This is a genomic window from Buchnera aphidicola (Pterocomma populeum) (assembly GCF_049314985.1).
In the GTDB taxonomy this organism is placed as follows: Bacteria; Pseudomonadota; Gammaproteobacteria; order Enterobacterales; family Enterobacteriaceae; genus Buchnera; species Buchnera aphidicola_BQ.
In genome coordinates this window covers 531,679-549,096 of sequence record NZ_CP186013.1, presented here as the reverse complement: position 1 = coordinate 549,096, position 17,418 = coordinate 531,679, and the positions used below count along the sequence as shown (strand labels likewise).

The window sequence follows — 17,418 nt, the reverse complement described above, 5'->3', positions numbered from 1 at the left end:
AAAAATACAATTGTATTTTAAATAATCTTTCATGATATACATGACTATATGTTGAATAGTGTATAGAAATTTTTTGTTGTATTATATGCTACGGATTCTATATTTATTTTTTTTAATATGGAAATATTTTTTGCTATTTCTAGTAAATATGCTGGTTGATTTTCTTGTCCTCGATATGGAACAGGTGCTAAATATGGTGAATCAGTTTCTATTAATATGCGATCTAATGGAATTTTTTTTATAGTTTCTCTTAATATAATAGAATTTTTAAAAGTACTAATCCCAGAAAAAGAAATATAAAATCCAAGATCTAATAGTTGAGATGCTATACTATAGTCTTCTGTAAAAGAATGTAATACACCACGGCATCTATAATGACTATGTTCTTTTAAAATTAAAAGTGTATCTTTTATAGCATTACGAGAGTGTACAATTATTGGTTTATTTAAATTAATAGCTATTTTAATATGTTTATAAAAACAATCTTGTTGAATTTTTTTATTTTCTTGTGTTAAATGATAATCAAGACCAGTTTCACCTAATGCAATGACTTTATTTGTATTAGATAATCTTAATAGTTGATTTATATGATTTTTTTTTTGATGACAATTTAAAGGATGAATGCCGCAAGAATACAATATTGATTTATAATTTTTAAACATATTTTGTATTATATAAAAATTTTTAATAGATGTTGAAACAGTTAAAAATTTTTTGATATGATTTTTATATGCTTTATTTAAAACATCATCTATATTTTTATGTAATAAATCATAATTTAATTGGTCAATATGACAATGAGAATCAATTAATAGCATAATTTTATCTCTTTTATGAATTGTTTATATATTAAAAATTTATATTCTTTCCCATATTAATAATTGTTCTAATAATAACAATTCATTATTAATACCAGGTATGGTTATTAATCTATATTTACATTTAATCCAATTGAGAATAATATTATCTAATATAGTATTCGAATAATGATCAGAAAACATTTGAATTAATGGCATTTGATCTAAATTACTGATTGAATTTTTTTCATTTAATTTAAATTTTATAGCATCAAATAATAATAAACATATCCAATTAATTTTAATAATTACATGATTATTATTTAATATTTTAAGCATATTGAGTAAATTTTTATTTTTAAAAGAAGAATAAAGATTTTTTAAAAAATTTATTCTTTCTATCCAAATATCTCCATTAATGAATTTTTTTGTAGATATTGGAGATCCATAATTTAGTCTTAAAGCAGTAAGATAAGATATATTTTTCTTTCCTATTTCTTTATATAACCACAATAAACTATTTTTTTCTTTTGGGGTAATAAGATGATATATAATACATCGGCTACTTAAAGTTCTATGTAAATATGAAAAATTATAGTTAACAAACAAAAACCATGTGTTTTCAGGTGGTTCTTCTAATGTTTTTAAAAGTGCATTAGTAGCAGATTCTGTTAATTTTTGGATGTCTAATATAACAATAATTTTCGCTCCACCTTGTTGGGAATGTTGATAAATTTTATAATTTATATTATGAATCGAGTTTATATCATATATTTCACTATCTTTTTTTTTAATTAAATGCCAATCTGGATGGTTCATAGATAACATTAGTTGACATCCAGTACATGAATAACAACTCTTTATTCCTTTTCGATTTAAACATAATAACCATATACTAATATTCCAAATTAATTGAAATATTCCCATTCCTGTTGTTGTATTGATTAAAATAGCATGATGTGATTTTTTTTTTTGATGTTGATGAATAATTATATTATAAATTTTTGTTAACCAAGGGTACAATATCATATTATTTGATTTTTAAGCCATTTTAAAAGTTGATGTTTTATATTTTCATGAACGGTATTGATGTTTTTATTAGCATTAATAATAATATTATTATGTAATTTAATATTTTTTAAATAACTTTTTCTAACTCTCGTAAAAAAATCTAAAGATCGAGTTTCTATTACATCTAAAACTTTTCTTTTATATATACGTTTTAATCCAATTTTTGGATAAACATCTAAATAAATAGTTAAATCAGGTATAAATGCACCTAATAAAAATTTTCTAAGAGTATTAATAAATTTTTTATTAACATTCAATCCTCCACCTTGATAAGCTAATGAGGATAAATCATGACGATCAGAAATTACCCAAATACCTTTTTTTAATGCAGGTTTTATAACTTTTTCAATTAATTGAACTCTTGCTGCATACATTAATAATAATTCTGTTTCTTTGACCATATTTTCATTATAAAATTTTTTTTTTATTAAATTCCGTATTGATTCTGCAATATGTGTACTTCCTGGTTGACGCACTAAAAGAATTTTTTTAATATTTTTCTTATTAAGTATTTTTTTAATAAAAATGCAAGCATTTGTTTTTCCAGAACCATCTATTCCTTCAATTACAATAAATTTATTTTTTATCATTACTTTTGAAGAACTCATATAATTGAAATATTATAATTATATATAAATAATATTTTACTAATAAGATACATTGTCTTTATCATTAATATTTTTTTTAATATAATCAATAGATTTTTGCACAGTATTAATTTTTTCCGCTTCTTCATCTGTAATTTCAATATTAAATTCTTCTTCTAAAGCCATAATAAATTCTACTTTATCTAATGAATCTATATTCATATCTTGTTGAAAAGAAGAATCATTATGAATTTTTTCTAGTTGAATATGTAATTTTTCAGAGATTATATTTTTTATTTTTTTTTCAATATTATTCATATGTGTTCCAATTGTAGATAAATATTTTTATTAATTTTAATTAAATATTTTATTTTAATTTTTATATTATTTATATCATATACATACCACCATTTATATGCAATGTATGTCCAGTTATATATGAAGCTTTTTGAGAAGATAAAAATATTACAGCATCTGCTATTTCGTCTACAGTACCCATTCTTTTCATGGGAATAGTAGATAAATAATATTTATATTGTGTTTCATTTAATGATTTTGTCATATCTGTGTAAATAAGACCAGGTGCAATCATATTAACAGTAATGTTTTTTGATGCTAATTCTAAAGCTAATGACTTATGAAATCCTATAAGTCCTGATTTAGATGCACTATAGTTTGTTTGTCCTTTATTTCCCGTATAACCAATAATTGAATTAATAGTAATGATTCTTCCCCTTTTTTTTTTAATCATAGAATTTACAATAGATTTACATAAATAGAATATTGAAGAAAAATTAGTTTGAATTACATCTTCCCATTCTTGATAAGTCATTTTTATTAATAAATTATCTTTTTTTATTCCCGCATTATTTACTAATATATCAATAAAATAATTTTTTTGATAAATATTGTTGATTTCTTGAATAATAGAATGAGTATCTTTCAAATTTAAAATAATACCAAATCCATTATTTTTTAAATAATCATTAATTTTTTTTACTCCATATTGAGTTGTAGATGTTCCTATAACTTGAATGTTTTCTTCTACGAATTTTTTTGCAATAGCTTTTCCTATACCTCGACTTGCACCAGTAACTAATGCAGTTTTTTTTTAATATCCATTTTTTTCCTAATTAATTTGTTGAAATGAAATGATAAAATCATTTAAAGTATCTGTATGTAATGCAGTAATCTTTTTATTTTTTTTATTTAAATTAGTTAATATTTTATTAGGTCCAATTTCTAACATAAAAAAAATATTTTTGGATAAAATTAAATCTATAATTGATTTCCATCTAACAGGACTATATAGTTGTTTAATTAACGCGTTTTTAATATTTATATCTATAGTTTCTGATTTCATATCAACATTATTAATAACAGGTATCATTGGTTTATATATAGGAATATTTTTTAATATTTTTGTAAATCTTGTGCATATAGGTTTCATTAATTCACAATGTGCAGGAATATTAATATTAAGTTTAAATATAGATTTTGCACCTTTTTTTTTGCAATATACACAAGCTATTTCAACAGCTTTTTGATCACCAGAAATAATAATTTGATCATTAGAATTAATACATGATAGTGAAACTATTTTATCATATGAAGATATAGAGCATATTTTTTCAATAATTTTTTCATCTAATCCATGAATTGAATACATAGAAGATGGTCTATTAATTGTTATTTTTTGCATTAATAAACCTCGTAAAAAAACAATTTTTACTGCATCTGAAAATTTTATTGAATTTGCACATACTAGTGCAGAATATTCTCCTAAACTATGACCTGACATTAATTCTGGCATTTTTCCACATTTTTTTTTCCAGTACCGATATATCGCTACTGATGCTGTTAATATTATAACCTGTATATATTGATTTTTATTAATTTCTTTTGGAGAATTTTTTTTAATTAAATTTAATAAATTAATACCAATAATATGTGATGCTTCATCAAAAGTATTTTGAAAAATATTATCACTATAAAAAAAAGAAGATAGCATACCTATATATTGAGATCCTTGTCCTGGAAATAACATTGCAAAAGTAGGCATGATAATCTCCTTATAAATAAATTATCTTTTAAAATCAAAATTTTAATAATATTAAATGTCATTTTTTAAATTACTTTTTTTCCTTTGTAATAACCATTAGAGGTAACATGATGACGAATATGAGTTTCTCCTGAAAATTTATCTATTGATAAAGAAGGTATCAATACAGTATCATGAGATCTTCTTTTTCCTCTTTTAGAACGTGTTGGTTTATTTTTTTGAACCGCCATAATTTATCTCTCTATATTGTATTTTAAAAAAATAATACATAATAAGTAGTAATAATATTATTATTTTTATTAATATTAACTTGATATTATATTATATGAATATTCATATAATTTTTAAATTACATAAAATTTATATAGTATTAAACAAGAGTGTTTAAATAATTTTTAAACTTAATATCCAATGGTGCAATAATATTCATTTTTTTACCATTATGTGGATGTATAAAACATATTTTATATGCATGAAGTAATAATCGATTGATTTTTGTTGTATTATAAAGATTTAAATCTAATTTTTTTTTACCATATCGATTATCGAAGACTATCGGATATCCTGCATGTAAAGTATGTACACGAATTTGATGTGTTCGACCTGTAGTTGGTTTAATATTTAATAATGTTGATGATAAATATTTTTTTTCTATCTTAAAATATGTTTCTGAAATTTTTCCACTTTCATGAACAACAACTTTTTTTAGTTGATTTTGGTATTTAATTTTCAGTAAAGGTTCTTTAATATTTTTTATATTTGAAGGCCATAATCCATGTACTAATCCTATATATTCTTTTTTTATTTTTTTTTCTCTTAACTGACGATGTAGTTCACATAAAGATATTCTTTTTTTAGCTAATATGACAATTCCAGATGTATCACGATCAATTCGATGTACTAATTCTAAAAAATTATGTAATGGACGAATATTTCGAAAATATTCTATAATTCCAAAGCTAATACCACTACCACCATGTACTGCTATACCTGAAGGTTTATTAATTATTAATAAATACTGATCTTCATATATAATTGTATTTTTTAAATAGGAAACATGATCAAAAGAAACAAGTTTTTTTTTGGGTTGAATATTATATATTTTTGGAATATTTAATTGATCATTTATTTGAAGTTTATAATATGGTTTTATTTTTTTATGATTAACACGAATTTTTCCAGTTCTTATAATTCGATAAATCATACTTTTAGGTATATTTTTATATTGTTTTATTAAAAAATTATCTATTCGTTGATTTATCATATTTTCAGTAATATATATAATAGATATATTTTTAGTTGCTTTTTTCATTAAAAAAATCTCTATTTTGAATTAATTTTTTTAATTTTTACTAATTATAATATAATTATAAATATAAATATATGAATAATTATATTATATTAAATATATTTTTTATTTTATTTTTTATACTTTATTTAAGCTATTATTTTTTTATTTTATATATAAATAATATTATATATTTTATGTAGTAATGTTTTTAAAAAACACTTATTTTTATACATATTTTAAATAAATTTATAATATTTACCAGTCTATATTTTATTACTGTATTCACTTATTTATAAAAATAAGAGAGAAAATGTTATAATGAAAAGAATGTTAATTAATGCAACTCAGCAAGAAGAGTTGCGCGTAGCTTTAGTGGATGGTCAACGTTTATATGATTTAGATATAGAACATTCTGGATCTGAACAAAAAAAATCTAATATTTATAAAGGTAAAATTGCTCGCATTGAACCTAGTTTAGAAGCAGTTTTTGTTGATTATGGAACAGAAAAACATGGTTTTTTACCAATTAAAGAAATTTCTAGAAATTATTTTTCTATAGAAAAATTATTGAACTTAGGTACAAATATTAGAAAAATTTTAAAAGAAGGTCAAGAAATTATTGTACAAATAGATAAAGAAGAAAGAGGTAATAAAGGCGCAGCTTTAACTACATTCATTAGCTTAGCTGGAAGTTACCTTGTACTAATGCCCAATAATCCTAAATCAGGTGGTATTTCTAGAAGAATTGAAGGAAATGATAGAATATTATTAAAAGAAATATTACTTTCTTTAAAATTACCAGATAATATGGGGGTTATTATACGTACTGCAGGAATTGGAAAGTCTGCAGATGCATTACAATTAGATTTATCATTTAGATTAAAACAATGGAATTCTATTCAATTAGCCGCAAAAAGTCAATCAGCACCTTTTTTAATATATCAAGAAAGTAATATTATTTTTCGTGCTTTTAGAGATTATTTATGTCAAGATATTGGTGAAATTTTAATAGATAATCCTCAGTTATTAGATATTGCTCATAAACATATTTTATCTTTAGGTCGTTTAGATTTTATTAATAAAATTAAATTATATACTGGTTCAATTCCTCTTTTTAGTTATTATCAAATTGAATCACAAATCCATTCTGCTTATCAAAGAAAAGTAAGATTACCTTCAGGCGGATCTATTATTGTTGATACTACAGAAGCATTAACAGCAATTGATATTAATTCATCTAGGTCTACACAAGGAATAGATATTGAATCGACTGCATTTAATACTAATCTTGAAGCAGTAGATGAAATTTCTCGCCAGTTAAGATTACGAGATTTAGGTGGTTTAATTGTTATTGATTTTATAGATATGACCCCTATTAGTCATCAGAAAGCTATCGAAAATAGATTACGTGAGATTGTTCGAGGAGATCGAGCTCGTATTCAAATCGGAAATATTTCTCGATTTGGTTTATTAGAAATGTCTCGACAACGATTAAGTTCATCTTTAAATGAATCTAGTCATCATATTTGTCCTCGATGTAAAGGAACCGGTATTATTAGAGATAATGAATCTTTGTCTTTATCTATTTTAAGATTAATTGAAGAAGAATTTTTAAAAGATAATACACATGAAGTACATGCTATTGTTCCTATAGAAATTGCTTGTTATTTATTGAATGAAAAAAGAAATGAAGTATATGAAATGGAAAAACGTCAATCTGGCGGAAAAACCATTATTATTCCTAATAAAAATATGAAAACTCCTCATTATTCTATATTTAGAATTAAAAAAAGTAAAACAATTCGCACTATGAGTTATCATCGTTCTTATTGGAATAATTATGATACTTCAGATTTGATTAAAAAAGATGTATTGAATAAAAAAAATACAGATATACCAGTATTAAAAAATTTTAGTTTAAATAATAATTATATAAAAGAAAATAATTTCTTTTTTAGAATAAAAATTAAATATTTTAATAAAATAATATTATTTTTGTTCTCAATTTATAAAAATTGTACTAATAAAATAATATTTTTTCTGAAACATATTTTTTTAATAAAAAAGATATTTTTTAATAAGAAAGAAATTAGTAAAAAAAACATAATAATATCTAAAAATATTTCTAATAAAAATTTAGATATTCCTAAAAGATTATATAAAAATCAAAATATTCATAACAATATAATTAAAAAAGTAAAAAAATATAAATATAGAATTTTATTAAATAATAAAAATAATCAACAGAAAATAATTAAAAAAAATATTTTTTATGATTATAAAAATATTATAGAAAAATATTACTTTAATAATAAAAAAAATAGTTTATTTTTAATTTTTAATTATAAAATTATTAAAAAAAATCATTTTTTAAATATCAATTTACTAAAAAATAAAAATAATAATATTATTTTTCCCTTAATATATACTAAAAAAGAAATATCTTTATTAAAGTTTTCATTAAATTTATTTTTTATTTTTTATCAATTATGGAAATTTAATGAAATAATGAAGGATTATATTAGAGAACATCAAAAAAAAATTAATATTAACAATAAATGTAAAAAAAATATATTTTTTATTACTTACAGTACATCTTTAAATATTTTATATAAAAAATATAATATTAATAATGATTATTCTTTATTAAAAAACTCTCAAAATAATGTAAAGATATTACAAAATTATTATAAAAAATACACTACTATCAAACTTCATATTAATGAAAAACCTTTACATAACATTAAAAATAATAGTATTTTTTCTACTTTAAAAAAGTCTTTTTATAAAAAGAATCAAAAACAACAAGCTAGTGCACCTATCACAAAAATTTCTACAAAATTTCTATATAATAGAAATAAAAAAATGACTAATTCTGCTTTATTAATAAAAAAACATTATCGTGAAATAAAATATTTTTCCAGTGTTTATTTTGCAAAAAATCATTCTACTGCACCTGTTTTTAAACCTAAAAAAAATTAATATTTTTTATTTTTAAAAAATAAAAACTTACCTTTTGAGTAAGTTTTTATTTTTTAAAGAATGAAGATAAATTAATAAAAATTAACTATAAGCTGTAATTATATCATCTAAAATTTTTTCTGCTATTTTAAAAAGTTTACTATTAGCTTCATAACATTTTTGTTCTTGAACTAAATCTTGATAATCTTTTTCAATATCTTGAGACATTGCATCTTGTTTATCATGTAATACATCAACTATTTTTTCTTTAAATCCTAGTCCATTTTCTAATGTATGACGTTTGTAAGAAATAGCTTTTGTAAAGTTGTTATAAGATTCATGTAATGTTTCAGTTTGATTCACTAATGGATCTTCATTTAATTTTTGCATGATAAGCGCATTATTTCTATTAATTTGATTTAAATCATTAGTAGATGAAAATGCAAAAGGTGCATTTCTATCTGAAATTACTTGTAATTGTTCAAATGTTTTAGCATAAGGTTTAATGTCATAAGTATCACCTTCATGCGATGTGCCATTAATATTTAATGTAATTCCATCAAAACTAAGAGATGTAGATCCAAAATTATTATCTTGATTAAATTTTGTTGGTTGAATAATCTGATTATCTAATAATCTTGTTATTGTCCATTCATCATGATGAAATTTTACTTGATAATTACTAGCTTTAGCATTACTACTAGAAGACCATGTAGCTGATACTAATTGAGATGGTACGCTAGATTGTTTAGAAGTTACTTCCGGATCATCCATCTTAAAAATTTGTTGTCCTAATCTTCCATCTTTATCATACCCTAACATATGATATGAATTTATACTATCAATGAAATTAATAGATAATTGTCCAATTTTATTTCGTGTATTAAGAAGTTCTTCTCTTTTGAATTTAAATAATGCACCTAAAGATCCAGTAGAAATAACAGGTTCTATTTCATCTATGACTAAAGTACGAGTATTGTTATGTTTATATCCAATACTTATATATTTAGGGTCTTTAGGATTAGTAATTGAATAAATATTATGGTGCTCTGAATTATGAACTAAACTTTGTCCATTTTGAAGGGCTATATTATAATCTTTTTCAGATTTAGTGATTTTCACACCAATTAATTTTTGTAATTCAGTTTCTAAAAATTCTCTTTCACGTAATATTGGGTTTTTCTTTCCTGTTCTATCTCGAGCAGGTATAGATTCTAAGTGTTTATTAATCTCGCTAATTTTATTAGCTATTTCATCTGCTTGTGCAATGTAATTTTGAATACAATTTTTAATATCATTTTCTAAAAAACTAAGTTTTTTATCAAAATCTTTTATTTCAACTGTTACATTAGATAATTTCTGTGCTATACTTTCATTTATCTGAGTATTATGATTTACTATAATATCCTCTTTTATTTGGTCATACAATTCATTAACTTTAGTGCTAAAAACATCAGATTTGTCATCTAATAAATCTTCTATTTTCATCAATTGATCAATATGAGTTTGATCTTCACTTATTTTTGTATAATTTTGTTGTTTTTCTTCCGTAATAAAATCGTTATAATGATCATATACTTGTGTAACGTTTATTCCAGGATTAAAACTAAAAGGATCAATATTGTTTTCTAGGATTGGTTGATATGTACTTCCTGGTTTAGGAAAATTCATTTTAGCTATAGTACCATCAATAAGATCTTGCATTGCATTCATTCCAGACATACTTGATGTGAAAATGGAACTCATGATCTTTTCCTTTTTATTTTATATTTTACTTACAATATTTTGTAAAGTGAATTTATTTTACTTTATTTTTATTTATATTATTTAAAATAATATTAGTTAATCCAATACCTTTTTTTGTCATCTCTTGTGCAATTTGTTGATCATATATATCTACATAAAGACGGCTTTGATTATTATCTAATAAATTATCTTTTGATAAAGTATTTCTCATATTTTTAATTAATATTTGAATAAAAATACCCTCTACTTCTTTTGCGATTTGTAATGCATTATTTTTCTTTAAATAACTTTTATATTTTAATTCATTTTGTAATTGAGTACTATAATTAAATTCATGAAAAGGTAATAAAGTATTATTCATTACATAATCTCCAATTTTGCATGAAGGCAACCAGCACTTTTCATTAATTGTAAAATAGACATCAATTCTTCCGGTTTTTCTCCTAATATATTTAATGCTCGAATAATGTTATTTAAATTTGCATTGTTTAAAGAATTAAATTTTAAATAAGGTGCATTTTGTACATTTTTATATAAAATTTTTTTATAATCTTGATTTACTTTTGATATTAATAATGGATTTAATTTTTCTTGATTTATTAACATCGATAATGATCCGTGAGAAATTACACAAGAACCTAGTTTTACTTCTTTATTCATCACTATAGAACCAGTACGAGCATTTACTATTACTTTTGCTTCTTGTAACGGCATCGGAATATCTATATCTTGAATTTTAGAAATAGTATATACCTGTACTGTTTTATTTGCTGACATATTTAACTGTATAGTTTTTGAATCAATTGCAATAGCCATATTAGGATATTTCATATTAATTATATCACTAATGCGTTGAGCTGTACTAAAATTTTCTTCATTTAATTGCAAATTAACAGTTTTATTTTTTCCAAAATTATTATTTATTTCACGTTCAATAGTTGCACCATGGTCAATTTTTCCTCCATTTACTTCATTGGCGTGTAGAAAATTAATTTTTTTATCTACACTATTTCTTTCTGCAACTAAAATATTACCTTGTGCAATTGCATAAATTTGGTTATCTGATCCTCTTAAAGGAGTCATTAATAATGTTCCTCCTCGAAGACTCTTAGAATTTCCAATAGAAGATACTATAACATCTATTTTTTCGCCTATATGACCAAATGGAGGTAATTGAGCAGTAACAATTACTGATGCTACATTTTTTAAATTTATTTTATTATTAGATGATAAATTAACACCTAATTGAGTTAACATGTTATTTAATGATTGAGTAGTTTGTGGTGATTGTGTTGTTTGATCACCTGTACCATCTAATCCTGCTATCAATCCATATCCAATTAGTTGATTTTCTCTAATACCTTGAATACTTGTTAAATCACGTATTTTATCAGCATATGCATAAAAGCTAATTAAAAAAGATAAAATTAATTTTATTAATACAATTATATTATACATAAAAAACCTTTATAAATACATTTTATATTTAAATTATACAGTATGTATCAAATATATAAATTTATTATTGATTATTAAAATAACCATTTATAAAAATTTTTGTAATTAATAAAAATGTATTTTAAGTGTTACTCATAAAGGATTAATAATATCCCTTATGAGATTAATTATATTTAATAATTTATTTTTTATAAACATTCTATATATATATATATATTATACAGGTGAAATTTTTAATAATATTTTTTGAAGCCATCCCATTTCTTTTACTTTATTAAAAATTTCATTAGTAATGTACTCAATTCGTGCATCTGCTACTTGTGTAGATGTAATTAAATTACTTTGATTAATATTTTTAGGATTTACTACGCCTGAAAATCGGATAAATTCTGCAACTTTATTAATAGTTACCTGTTTTTCTCCAATTACTTTTAGATTACCATTAGGTAGTATATCCTGTACAGTTACTGTAATAAGGCCACTAAATTTATTATTAGCAGAATTGCTACCTTTTCCAGAAACTCCATTTTTCCCGGTACTATCTAATCCTGTTTTGACGTCACTAATATTTACTCCAAACATAGGATTTAACTGACCTGGTACAAATGATAATCCTAAATTAGTAGTAGCATTACGACTCATATCTGCAGATGAACTATTGCTAGCGCTTATATTTTCTTGTAATATAACGGTTAGTATATCTCCAATATTATGTGGTCGATGATCTTCAAAAAGAGCTTGATATCCGTAATTTATCAATGTTTTTTCTCGGAATAAAGATCCATTTTTAATATTTTCTTCTTTATATGATACTGAAAATGGTTTTATACCTGTCATAATTGATTGCTTATATACGTATGTACAACCATTAATGGATAAGAAAACAATAGCAGTTATAAACCATTTTATAAGATAAGTAAATAACTTTACCACGAAAAAATTACCTTTGATAATAATATTTTAGTATATAATAATTTGTTTCTCAATAGATATATTATATTATGATATAATATAATGATCAAAAGAAATGATTATAATTGTGATAATTTTTGTAACATCTGATCTGATGTGCTAATACATTTACTATTAATTTCATATGCACGTTGTGTTTGAATCATATTTACTAGTTCTTCTGCTACATTGACATTAGAAGTTTCTAAATATCCTTGATATAATAGTCCAGTGCTATTAGTTCCAGGATTGCTATCAATTGGAACTCCTGATGATTGGGTTTCTTGATATAAATTTTCACCTAAACTTTCTAATCCTGCATTATTAATAAAATTTGTCAAACTGATTTGTCCAACAGAAATTGGTTGCGATTGTCCTTTCATATTTACGCTAACAATACCGTCTCTACCAATATTAATAGTAGAAGAGTGTGGTGGAATAATAATAGTAGGTATTACAGTAAATCCAGTATTAGTTACCAATTGTCCATTTTGATTAAGCTTAAAAGAACCATCTCTTGTATATGCTATACTTCCATCTGCTAATTCAATTTGAAAAAATCCTGCTCCATTAATGGCTATGTCTGTTGCAGATTCTGTTTTTACCATATTTCCTTGAATATATATTTTTTCTGTAGATATAGGTCTAACTCCTGCTCCTAATTGTAGACCTGATGGTACAATAGTATCTACTGATGAGTTTGTTCCGGATTGTCTAATAGTTTGATACATTAAATCTTCAAAAACTGCTCTAGATCTTTTAAATCCATTTGTGCTTACATTAGCTAAATTATTAGAAATAACATTCATATTGATTTGCTGTGCATCAAGACCCGTTTTAGCAATCCATAAAGAAGAGATCATAATCTTATCCTTTATTATATTAGCTATTTATATTTAAAATTTGATTAGCATATTCTGTATTTTGATCATACATAGATATCATTTTCATTTGCATATCAAATTGTCTAGCATTTGATATCATATCAATCATATTTTTTGTTGGGTTTACATTACTATTTTCTAATACACCAGATTTTATCTGTATTCTATTATTATGATGTGTATTCTCATTATAAATCTTTTTATTAAGATAATATAATCCATTGCCTTTTTTAACAAGAGCACTCATGGGTAATTGAACTAATTTTAATCTACCAATGTTATATTGTACAATAGTATTTTTTTTATTTTTTTTATTTACTATTTCTCCATTAGATAATATTGTAATATCCGATTGTTTTGGAATTTTTATATAGTTATTATCATATCCTACTATTTTATGATTTTGAACAGTTAGTTGTCCTTGTGGGTTGACAATAATATGACCATTTTTTGTATATGCTTCTTTTCCATATTTATCTTTTACTGTTAACCATCCATTATCTTTAATAAATATATCTAAATTTCTATTTGTATAATCTAATAATCCGGTAGAAGTATTATAATATTCTTTTTCTTGTAAATTAGAATTATGATTTACATTATTTTTATTTTGACTATATTGTTTAATTATATAAATAAAATTTTCTTTAAATCCTGTTGTTGACATATTTGCTAAATTATTAGCAATGCTATTTTGCTTATTTAACAATTGGTTTGCAGAAACCATAGAATCATATATTGCATTTTCCATTGTACAATTAATCCTTTTTTTTATTAACGTAAATTTACTAAGGTGCTAAGAATTTTATCTTCTGCTTTTAATACTTGAGCGTTTGATTGGTAATTTCTTTGTGCTACAATCATATTTAATAGTTCTTTATTTAAATCAACATTTGATGTTTCTAAATTTTTGCTAACCAAAGTTCCAAAACCTATACTCCCTGCAGTACCAAGATGCTCTTGTCCTGATTCTACTGTAGAAGACCATAAATTAGATCCTTCAGCTTTTAATTTAGTAGGATTAATAAACTTTGCAAGCATAATTTGACCCATTTCATGCATTTGTTGATTTGAATATGTACCTATAATTTCACCTGTTGGAAGAATATCAAATGATTTTAATGTACCCTCTGGGTATCCATCTTGAAATGCTAAATCAAAAGTCTCTTTACTATCTTTTTTAGATATTATTCCTGTTAAATTTAAAGTAATTGGTTGATATAAAGAATTTTTTTGTGTTTTAGGAATTATAAAGGTAGGTGATGATATTAGTTGTCCTGCATCATCAAATTCAATAGTAAAAACACTATTAATTTTTTTATTCTTTAAATTATCATTCATATTCCGCGACTTAACATATACTTTCCAAATATTTTTATCTTGATTTTCTTTGTCAAATCTAATATCTATTTTCTGTGGATTAGTATCTTGATCATAAATAGTAAGACTGGTATTATACGGAATATATATATCATTATCCCCAGCATTAGGATTGGCATTAGTATTTAAAATAGGGCTAAATCTAATTGTTTGAGTGGGTTGTGCTAATAATACAAATCTTTTTTTTAAATTAATAGGTTCTAAATGATTTTGATGATTTACACTATTATTTACAAAATCATTATTTTGTCCTGTTACATATAATCCCTGCATATTAACTATATTTTTCTGTTTATCTATAGAAAATTGACCATTTCTTGTATAATGTACTCTTCCACGTGAGTCTAATACACGAAAAAATCCATCTTGATTAATTCCTATATCTAATTCTCTTCCTGTATTAATTAGTGTTCCGTTATTAAAATTTTGTACAAGACCAGAGACTTCAGCTCCTGATCCCATAGAATTTCTTTCTATTAAAGATTGTGATACAATATCACAAAAAGAAAGTGTACTTGATTTAAATCCTGTAGTGGATGCATTTGCTATATTATTTGATATTACATCTATGCAATTACTACTTGCTAATAATCCGCTAATAGCATTCATCATTGACATTATTATTTACCTATTCAGTTTAATAAAATCTTTTATCCAAAAATTTCTCGAATATTAGAAAGTAGTGTAGTACCTGATAATCCTAAGTTAACAATAGGATTTTTCGATATTTGAGATACAATAATACTTTTTACTAAAGATTGGACGAATGTATGTGTAGTAATGTTTTTATTTTGATTTTTTGCTTTTACAGTAATATGATATTTTCCAGTATCAACATCTTCTTGATTTAAATTTTTTCCATTCCATAAGAAATGATACATACCAGATTTCATATTTTTTATATTTTTATCAAATACAATTTTATTTTTTTTATCCTTAATTTCTATATTAACAAATTCAGCATCATGTAATAATTCTATTCCAAATGGTGTTGAATTGTTTTTACTATGAATTAAGTTGGAACTAGGTGTTAAAACACGATGTCCAATTAATGAAGATGCTTGAATACTTTTATTTTTTTGATTTTGAATAACCAATTGTTCAACAGTATGATTTAATTTTTCCATTTGACCTACTGTATTAATTTGAGCTAATTGTGATGTTAACTCTGTATTTTTCATAGGGTCAATAGGATCTTGATTTTTAATTTGTGCCATTAATAAAGTTAAAAAATTTTTTTGTAAATTTATAGTATTTGTATTATTTTTTTCATATTTTTTATTTAAAATAGTATTTTTTCCTGATATTGCCATATATTGATTGTTATCAATCAAGTTATTCATCTTATTCTCCTATTGTTAATGTTTTTATAATCATTGTTTTAATTGTTTTTAAAACTTCTATATTAGCCTGATAACTTCGAGAAGCTTCAATGTTATTAATTGTTTCTTCAACAAGATTAACATTAGATGTTTTAATATAACCTTGTTTATCAGATAAGGGATGATTTGGGTCATATACTAATTTATAAGGATTTTCAATATTTATAACTTTTGATACTTTTACACCACCAATACTAGAATTTTTTTGAGGATCTACTTGAAATATTACTCTTTTTGCAATATATGGATGAAATTTACCATTTTTATATACCATACTTTCAGAATTAGCTATATTACTGGCAATAATATTAATTTTTTGCGATTGTGCAATCATTGCTGATCCAGCAATATTAAATACATTTAGTAAAGACACTATTTTATCCTCGTAATACATGCATGATATTTTTAATTTGATTATTAATAAATATTATATGTGCTTGATATTTTAAACTGTTATCGATAAATGAAATTCTTTCACGATTCATATCTACTGTATTACCATTTTTTTTCAAATAATTTGATACTACTGGTAGTATTGTAAATGAAGATGTATTTTGTTTATACATGCTAATATGTTGTGGAGATGTTTTTTTTAATTGTATATTATTAGTTATATTATTTTTTCTTAATCTTTTATTAATTTCATTTTTAAAATTAATATCTTTTGATTGATATCCTGGTGTATCTGCATTGGCTATATTAGAAGCTATTATTTCTTGTCTTTTTGCGTAAATATCTAATGCATATTGACTAAATTTGAATAGTGCATTTATTTTATCTAACATATTTTATTTCCTAATTATATATTTAAGATATTAATCATAATAGTTTTATATTTCATATAAAAT

At 22.9% G+C, this 17,418-nt stretch carries 18 protein-coding genes and 1 pseudogene; 1 reads left to right on the top strand and 18 read right to left on the bottom strand.

Annotated elements, in window-relative coordinates:
* Window positions 1-44: 44 nt before the first annotated feature.
* The 8 genes and pseudogenes from ACOI1G_RS02725 to rluC form a co-directional block, all read right to left on the bottom strand.
* Complete coding sequence (locus tag ACOI1G_RS02725) at window positions 45-818, bottom strand: TatD family hydrolase (protein ID WP_422667271.1); 774 nt, start codon at window positions 816-818, stop codon at window positions 45-47.
* A 39-nt stretch (window positions 819-857) separates the two neighbouring features.
* A complete protein-coding gene (locus tag ACOI1G_RS02720) occupies window positions 858-1,826 on the bottom strand; it encodes a DNA polymerase III subunit delta' C-terminal domain-containing protein (RefSeq protein ID WP_422667270.1) in 969 nt (322 codons plus the stop codon).
* Complete coding sequence (gene tmk / locus ACOI1G_RS02715) at window positions 1,823-2,458, bottom strand: dTMP kinase (protein WP_422667604.1); 636 nt, start codon at window positions 2,456-2,458, stop codon at window positions 1,823-1,825. The genes ACOI1G_RS02720 and tmk overlap by 4 nt, the downstream gene beginning before the upstream one ends.
* 57 nt (window positions 2,459-2,515) lie before the next feature.
* Window positions 2,516-2,773 carry an acyl carrier protein gene (acpP, locus tag ACOI1G_RS02710; RefSeq protein WP_422667269.1) on the bottom strand — a complete coding sequence of 86 codons (258 nt, stop codon included), beginning with the start codon at window positions 2,771-2,773 and terminating at the stop codon, window positions 2,516-2,518.
* A gap of 70 nt (window positions 2,774-2,843) precedes the next feature.
* A pseudogene (fabG, locus tag ACOI1G_RS02705) lies at window positions 2,844-3,563 on the bottom strand (3-oxoacyl-[acyl-carrier-protein] reductase); the annotation flags it as partial.
* A gap of 21 nt (window positions 3,564-3,584) precedes the next feature.
* Window positions 3,585-4,517, bottom strand: a complete 933-nt coding sequence (gene fabD / locus ACOI1G_RS02700) for an ACP S-malonyltransferase (protein ID WP_422667268.1) — start codon at window positions 4,515-4,517, stop codon at window positions 3,585-3,587.
* Window positions 4,518-4,582: 65 nt separating this feature from the next.
* Window positions 4,583-4,747: a 50S ribosomal protein L32 gene (gene rpmF / locus ACOI1G_RS02695; RefSeq protein ID WP_422667267.1), complete on the bottom strand. Its 165-nt coding sequence runs from the start codon at window positions 4,745-4,747 to the stop codon at window positions 4,583-4,585.
* 140 nt (window positions 4,748-4,887) lie between these two features.
* Window positions 4,888-5,829 (bottom strand): 23S rRNA pseudouridine(955/2504/2580) synthase RluC, encoded by a 942-nt coding sequence (gene rluC, locus ACOI1G_RS02690; RefSeq protein ID WP_422667266.1) that lies wholly within the window; start codon window positions 5,827-5,829, stop codon window positions 4,888-4,890.
* Between the two features lie 297 nt (window positions 5,830-6,126).
* Here rluC and rne point away from each other — a divergent pair, with 297 nt between their 5' ends.
* Window positions 6,127-8,790 carry a ribonuclease E gene (gene rne / locus ACOI1G_RS02685; RefSeq protein WP_422667265.1) on the top strand — a complete coding sequence of 888 codons (2,664 nt, stop codon included), beginning with the start codon at window positions 6,127-6,129 and terminating at the stop codon, window positions 8,788-8,790.
* A gap of 81 nt (window positions 8,791-8,871) precedes the next feature.
* On the opposite strand, the gene ACOI1G_RS02680 is transcribed toward rne, so the two are convergent.
* The 10 genes from ACOI1G_RS02680 to flgB all read right to left on the bottom strand — a co-directional run bounded on the left by ACOI1G_RS02680 (window position 8,872) and on the right by flgB (window position 17,355).
* The gene (locus tag ACOI1G_RS02680) at window positions 8,872-10,515 is read right to left on the bottom strand and encodes a FlgK family flagellar hook-associated protein (protein WP_422667264.1); all 1,644 of its coding nucleotides are present in this window, start codon (window positions 10,513-10,515) and stop codon (window positions 8,872-8,874) included.
* Window positions 10,516-10,567: 52 nt separating this feature from the next.
* The gene (locus tag ACOI1G_RS02675; protein WP_422667263.1) at window positions 10,568-10,876 is read right to left on the bottom strand and encodes a rod-binding protein; all 309 of its coding nucleotides are present in this window, start codon (window positions 10,874-10,876) and stop codon (window positions 10,568-10,570) included.
* On the bottom strand, window positions 10,876-11,973 hold the full coding sequence (locus ACOI1G_RS02670; protein ID WP_422667262.1) for a flagellar basal body P-ring protein FlgI: 1,098 nt from the start codon (window positions 11,971-11,973) through the stop codon (window positions 10,876-10,878). The genes ACOI1G_RS02675 and ACOI1G_RS02670 overlap by 1 nt, the downstream gene beginning before the upstream one ends.
* Before the next feature lie 216 nt (window positions 11,974-12,189).
* Window positions 12,190-12,906 (bottom strand): flagellar basal body L-ring protein FlgH, encoded by a 717-nt coding sequence (locus ACOI1G_RS02665; RefSeq protein ID WP_422667261.1) that lies wholly within the window; start codon window positions 12,904-12,906, stop codon window positions 12,190-12,192.
* Between the two features lie 98 nt (window positions 12,907-13,004).
* A complete protein-coding gene (gene flgG / locus ACOI1G_RS02660; RefSeq protein WP_422667260.1) occupies window positions 13,005-13,787 on the bottom strand; it encodes a flagellar basal-body rod protein FlgG in 783 nt (260 codons plus the stop codon).
* Window positions 13,788-13,806: 19 nt separating this feature from the next.
* Window positions 13,807-14,559 (bottom strand): flagellar basal-body rod protein FlgF, encoded by a 753-nt coding sequence (flgF, locus tag ACOI1G_RS02655; protein WP_422667259.1) that lies wholly within the window; start codon window positions 14,557-14,559, stop codon window positions 13,807-13,809.
* A gap of 23 nt (window positions 14,560-14,582) precedes the next feature.
* On the bottom strand, window positions 14,583-15,806 hold the full coding sequence (locus ACOI1G_RS02650) for a flagellar hook protein FlgE (RefSeq protein ID WP_422667258.1): 1,224 nt from the start codon (window positions 15,804-15,806) through the stop codon (window positions 14,583-14,585).
* Window positions 15,807-15,838: 32 nt separating this feature from the next.
* Window positions 15,839-16,531: a flagellar hook assembly protein FlgD gene (locus ACOI1G_RS02645; RefSeq protein ID WP_422667257.1), complete on the bottom strand. Its 693-nt coding sequence runs from the start codon at window positions 16,529-16,531 to the stop codon at window positions 15,839-15,841.
* A gap of 1 nt (window position 16,532) precedes the next feature.
* Window positions 16,533-16,943 carry a flagellar basal body rod protein FlgC gene (gene flgC, locus ACOI1G_RS02640; protein ID WP_422667256.1) on the bottom strand — a complete coding sequence of 137 codons (411 nt, stop codon included), beginning with the start codon at window positions 16,941-16,943 and terminating at the stop codon, window positions 16,533-16,535.
* Between the two features lie 4 nt (window positions 16,944-16,947).
* A complete protein-coding gene (gene flgB, locus ACOI1G_RS02635) occupies window positions 16,948-17,355 on the bottom strand; it encodes a flagellar basal body rod protein FlgB (protein ID WP_422667255.1) in 408 nt (135 codons plus the stop codon).
* Between the last annotated feature and the right edge of the window lie 63 nt (window positions 17,356-17,418).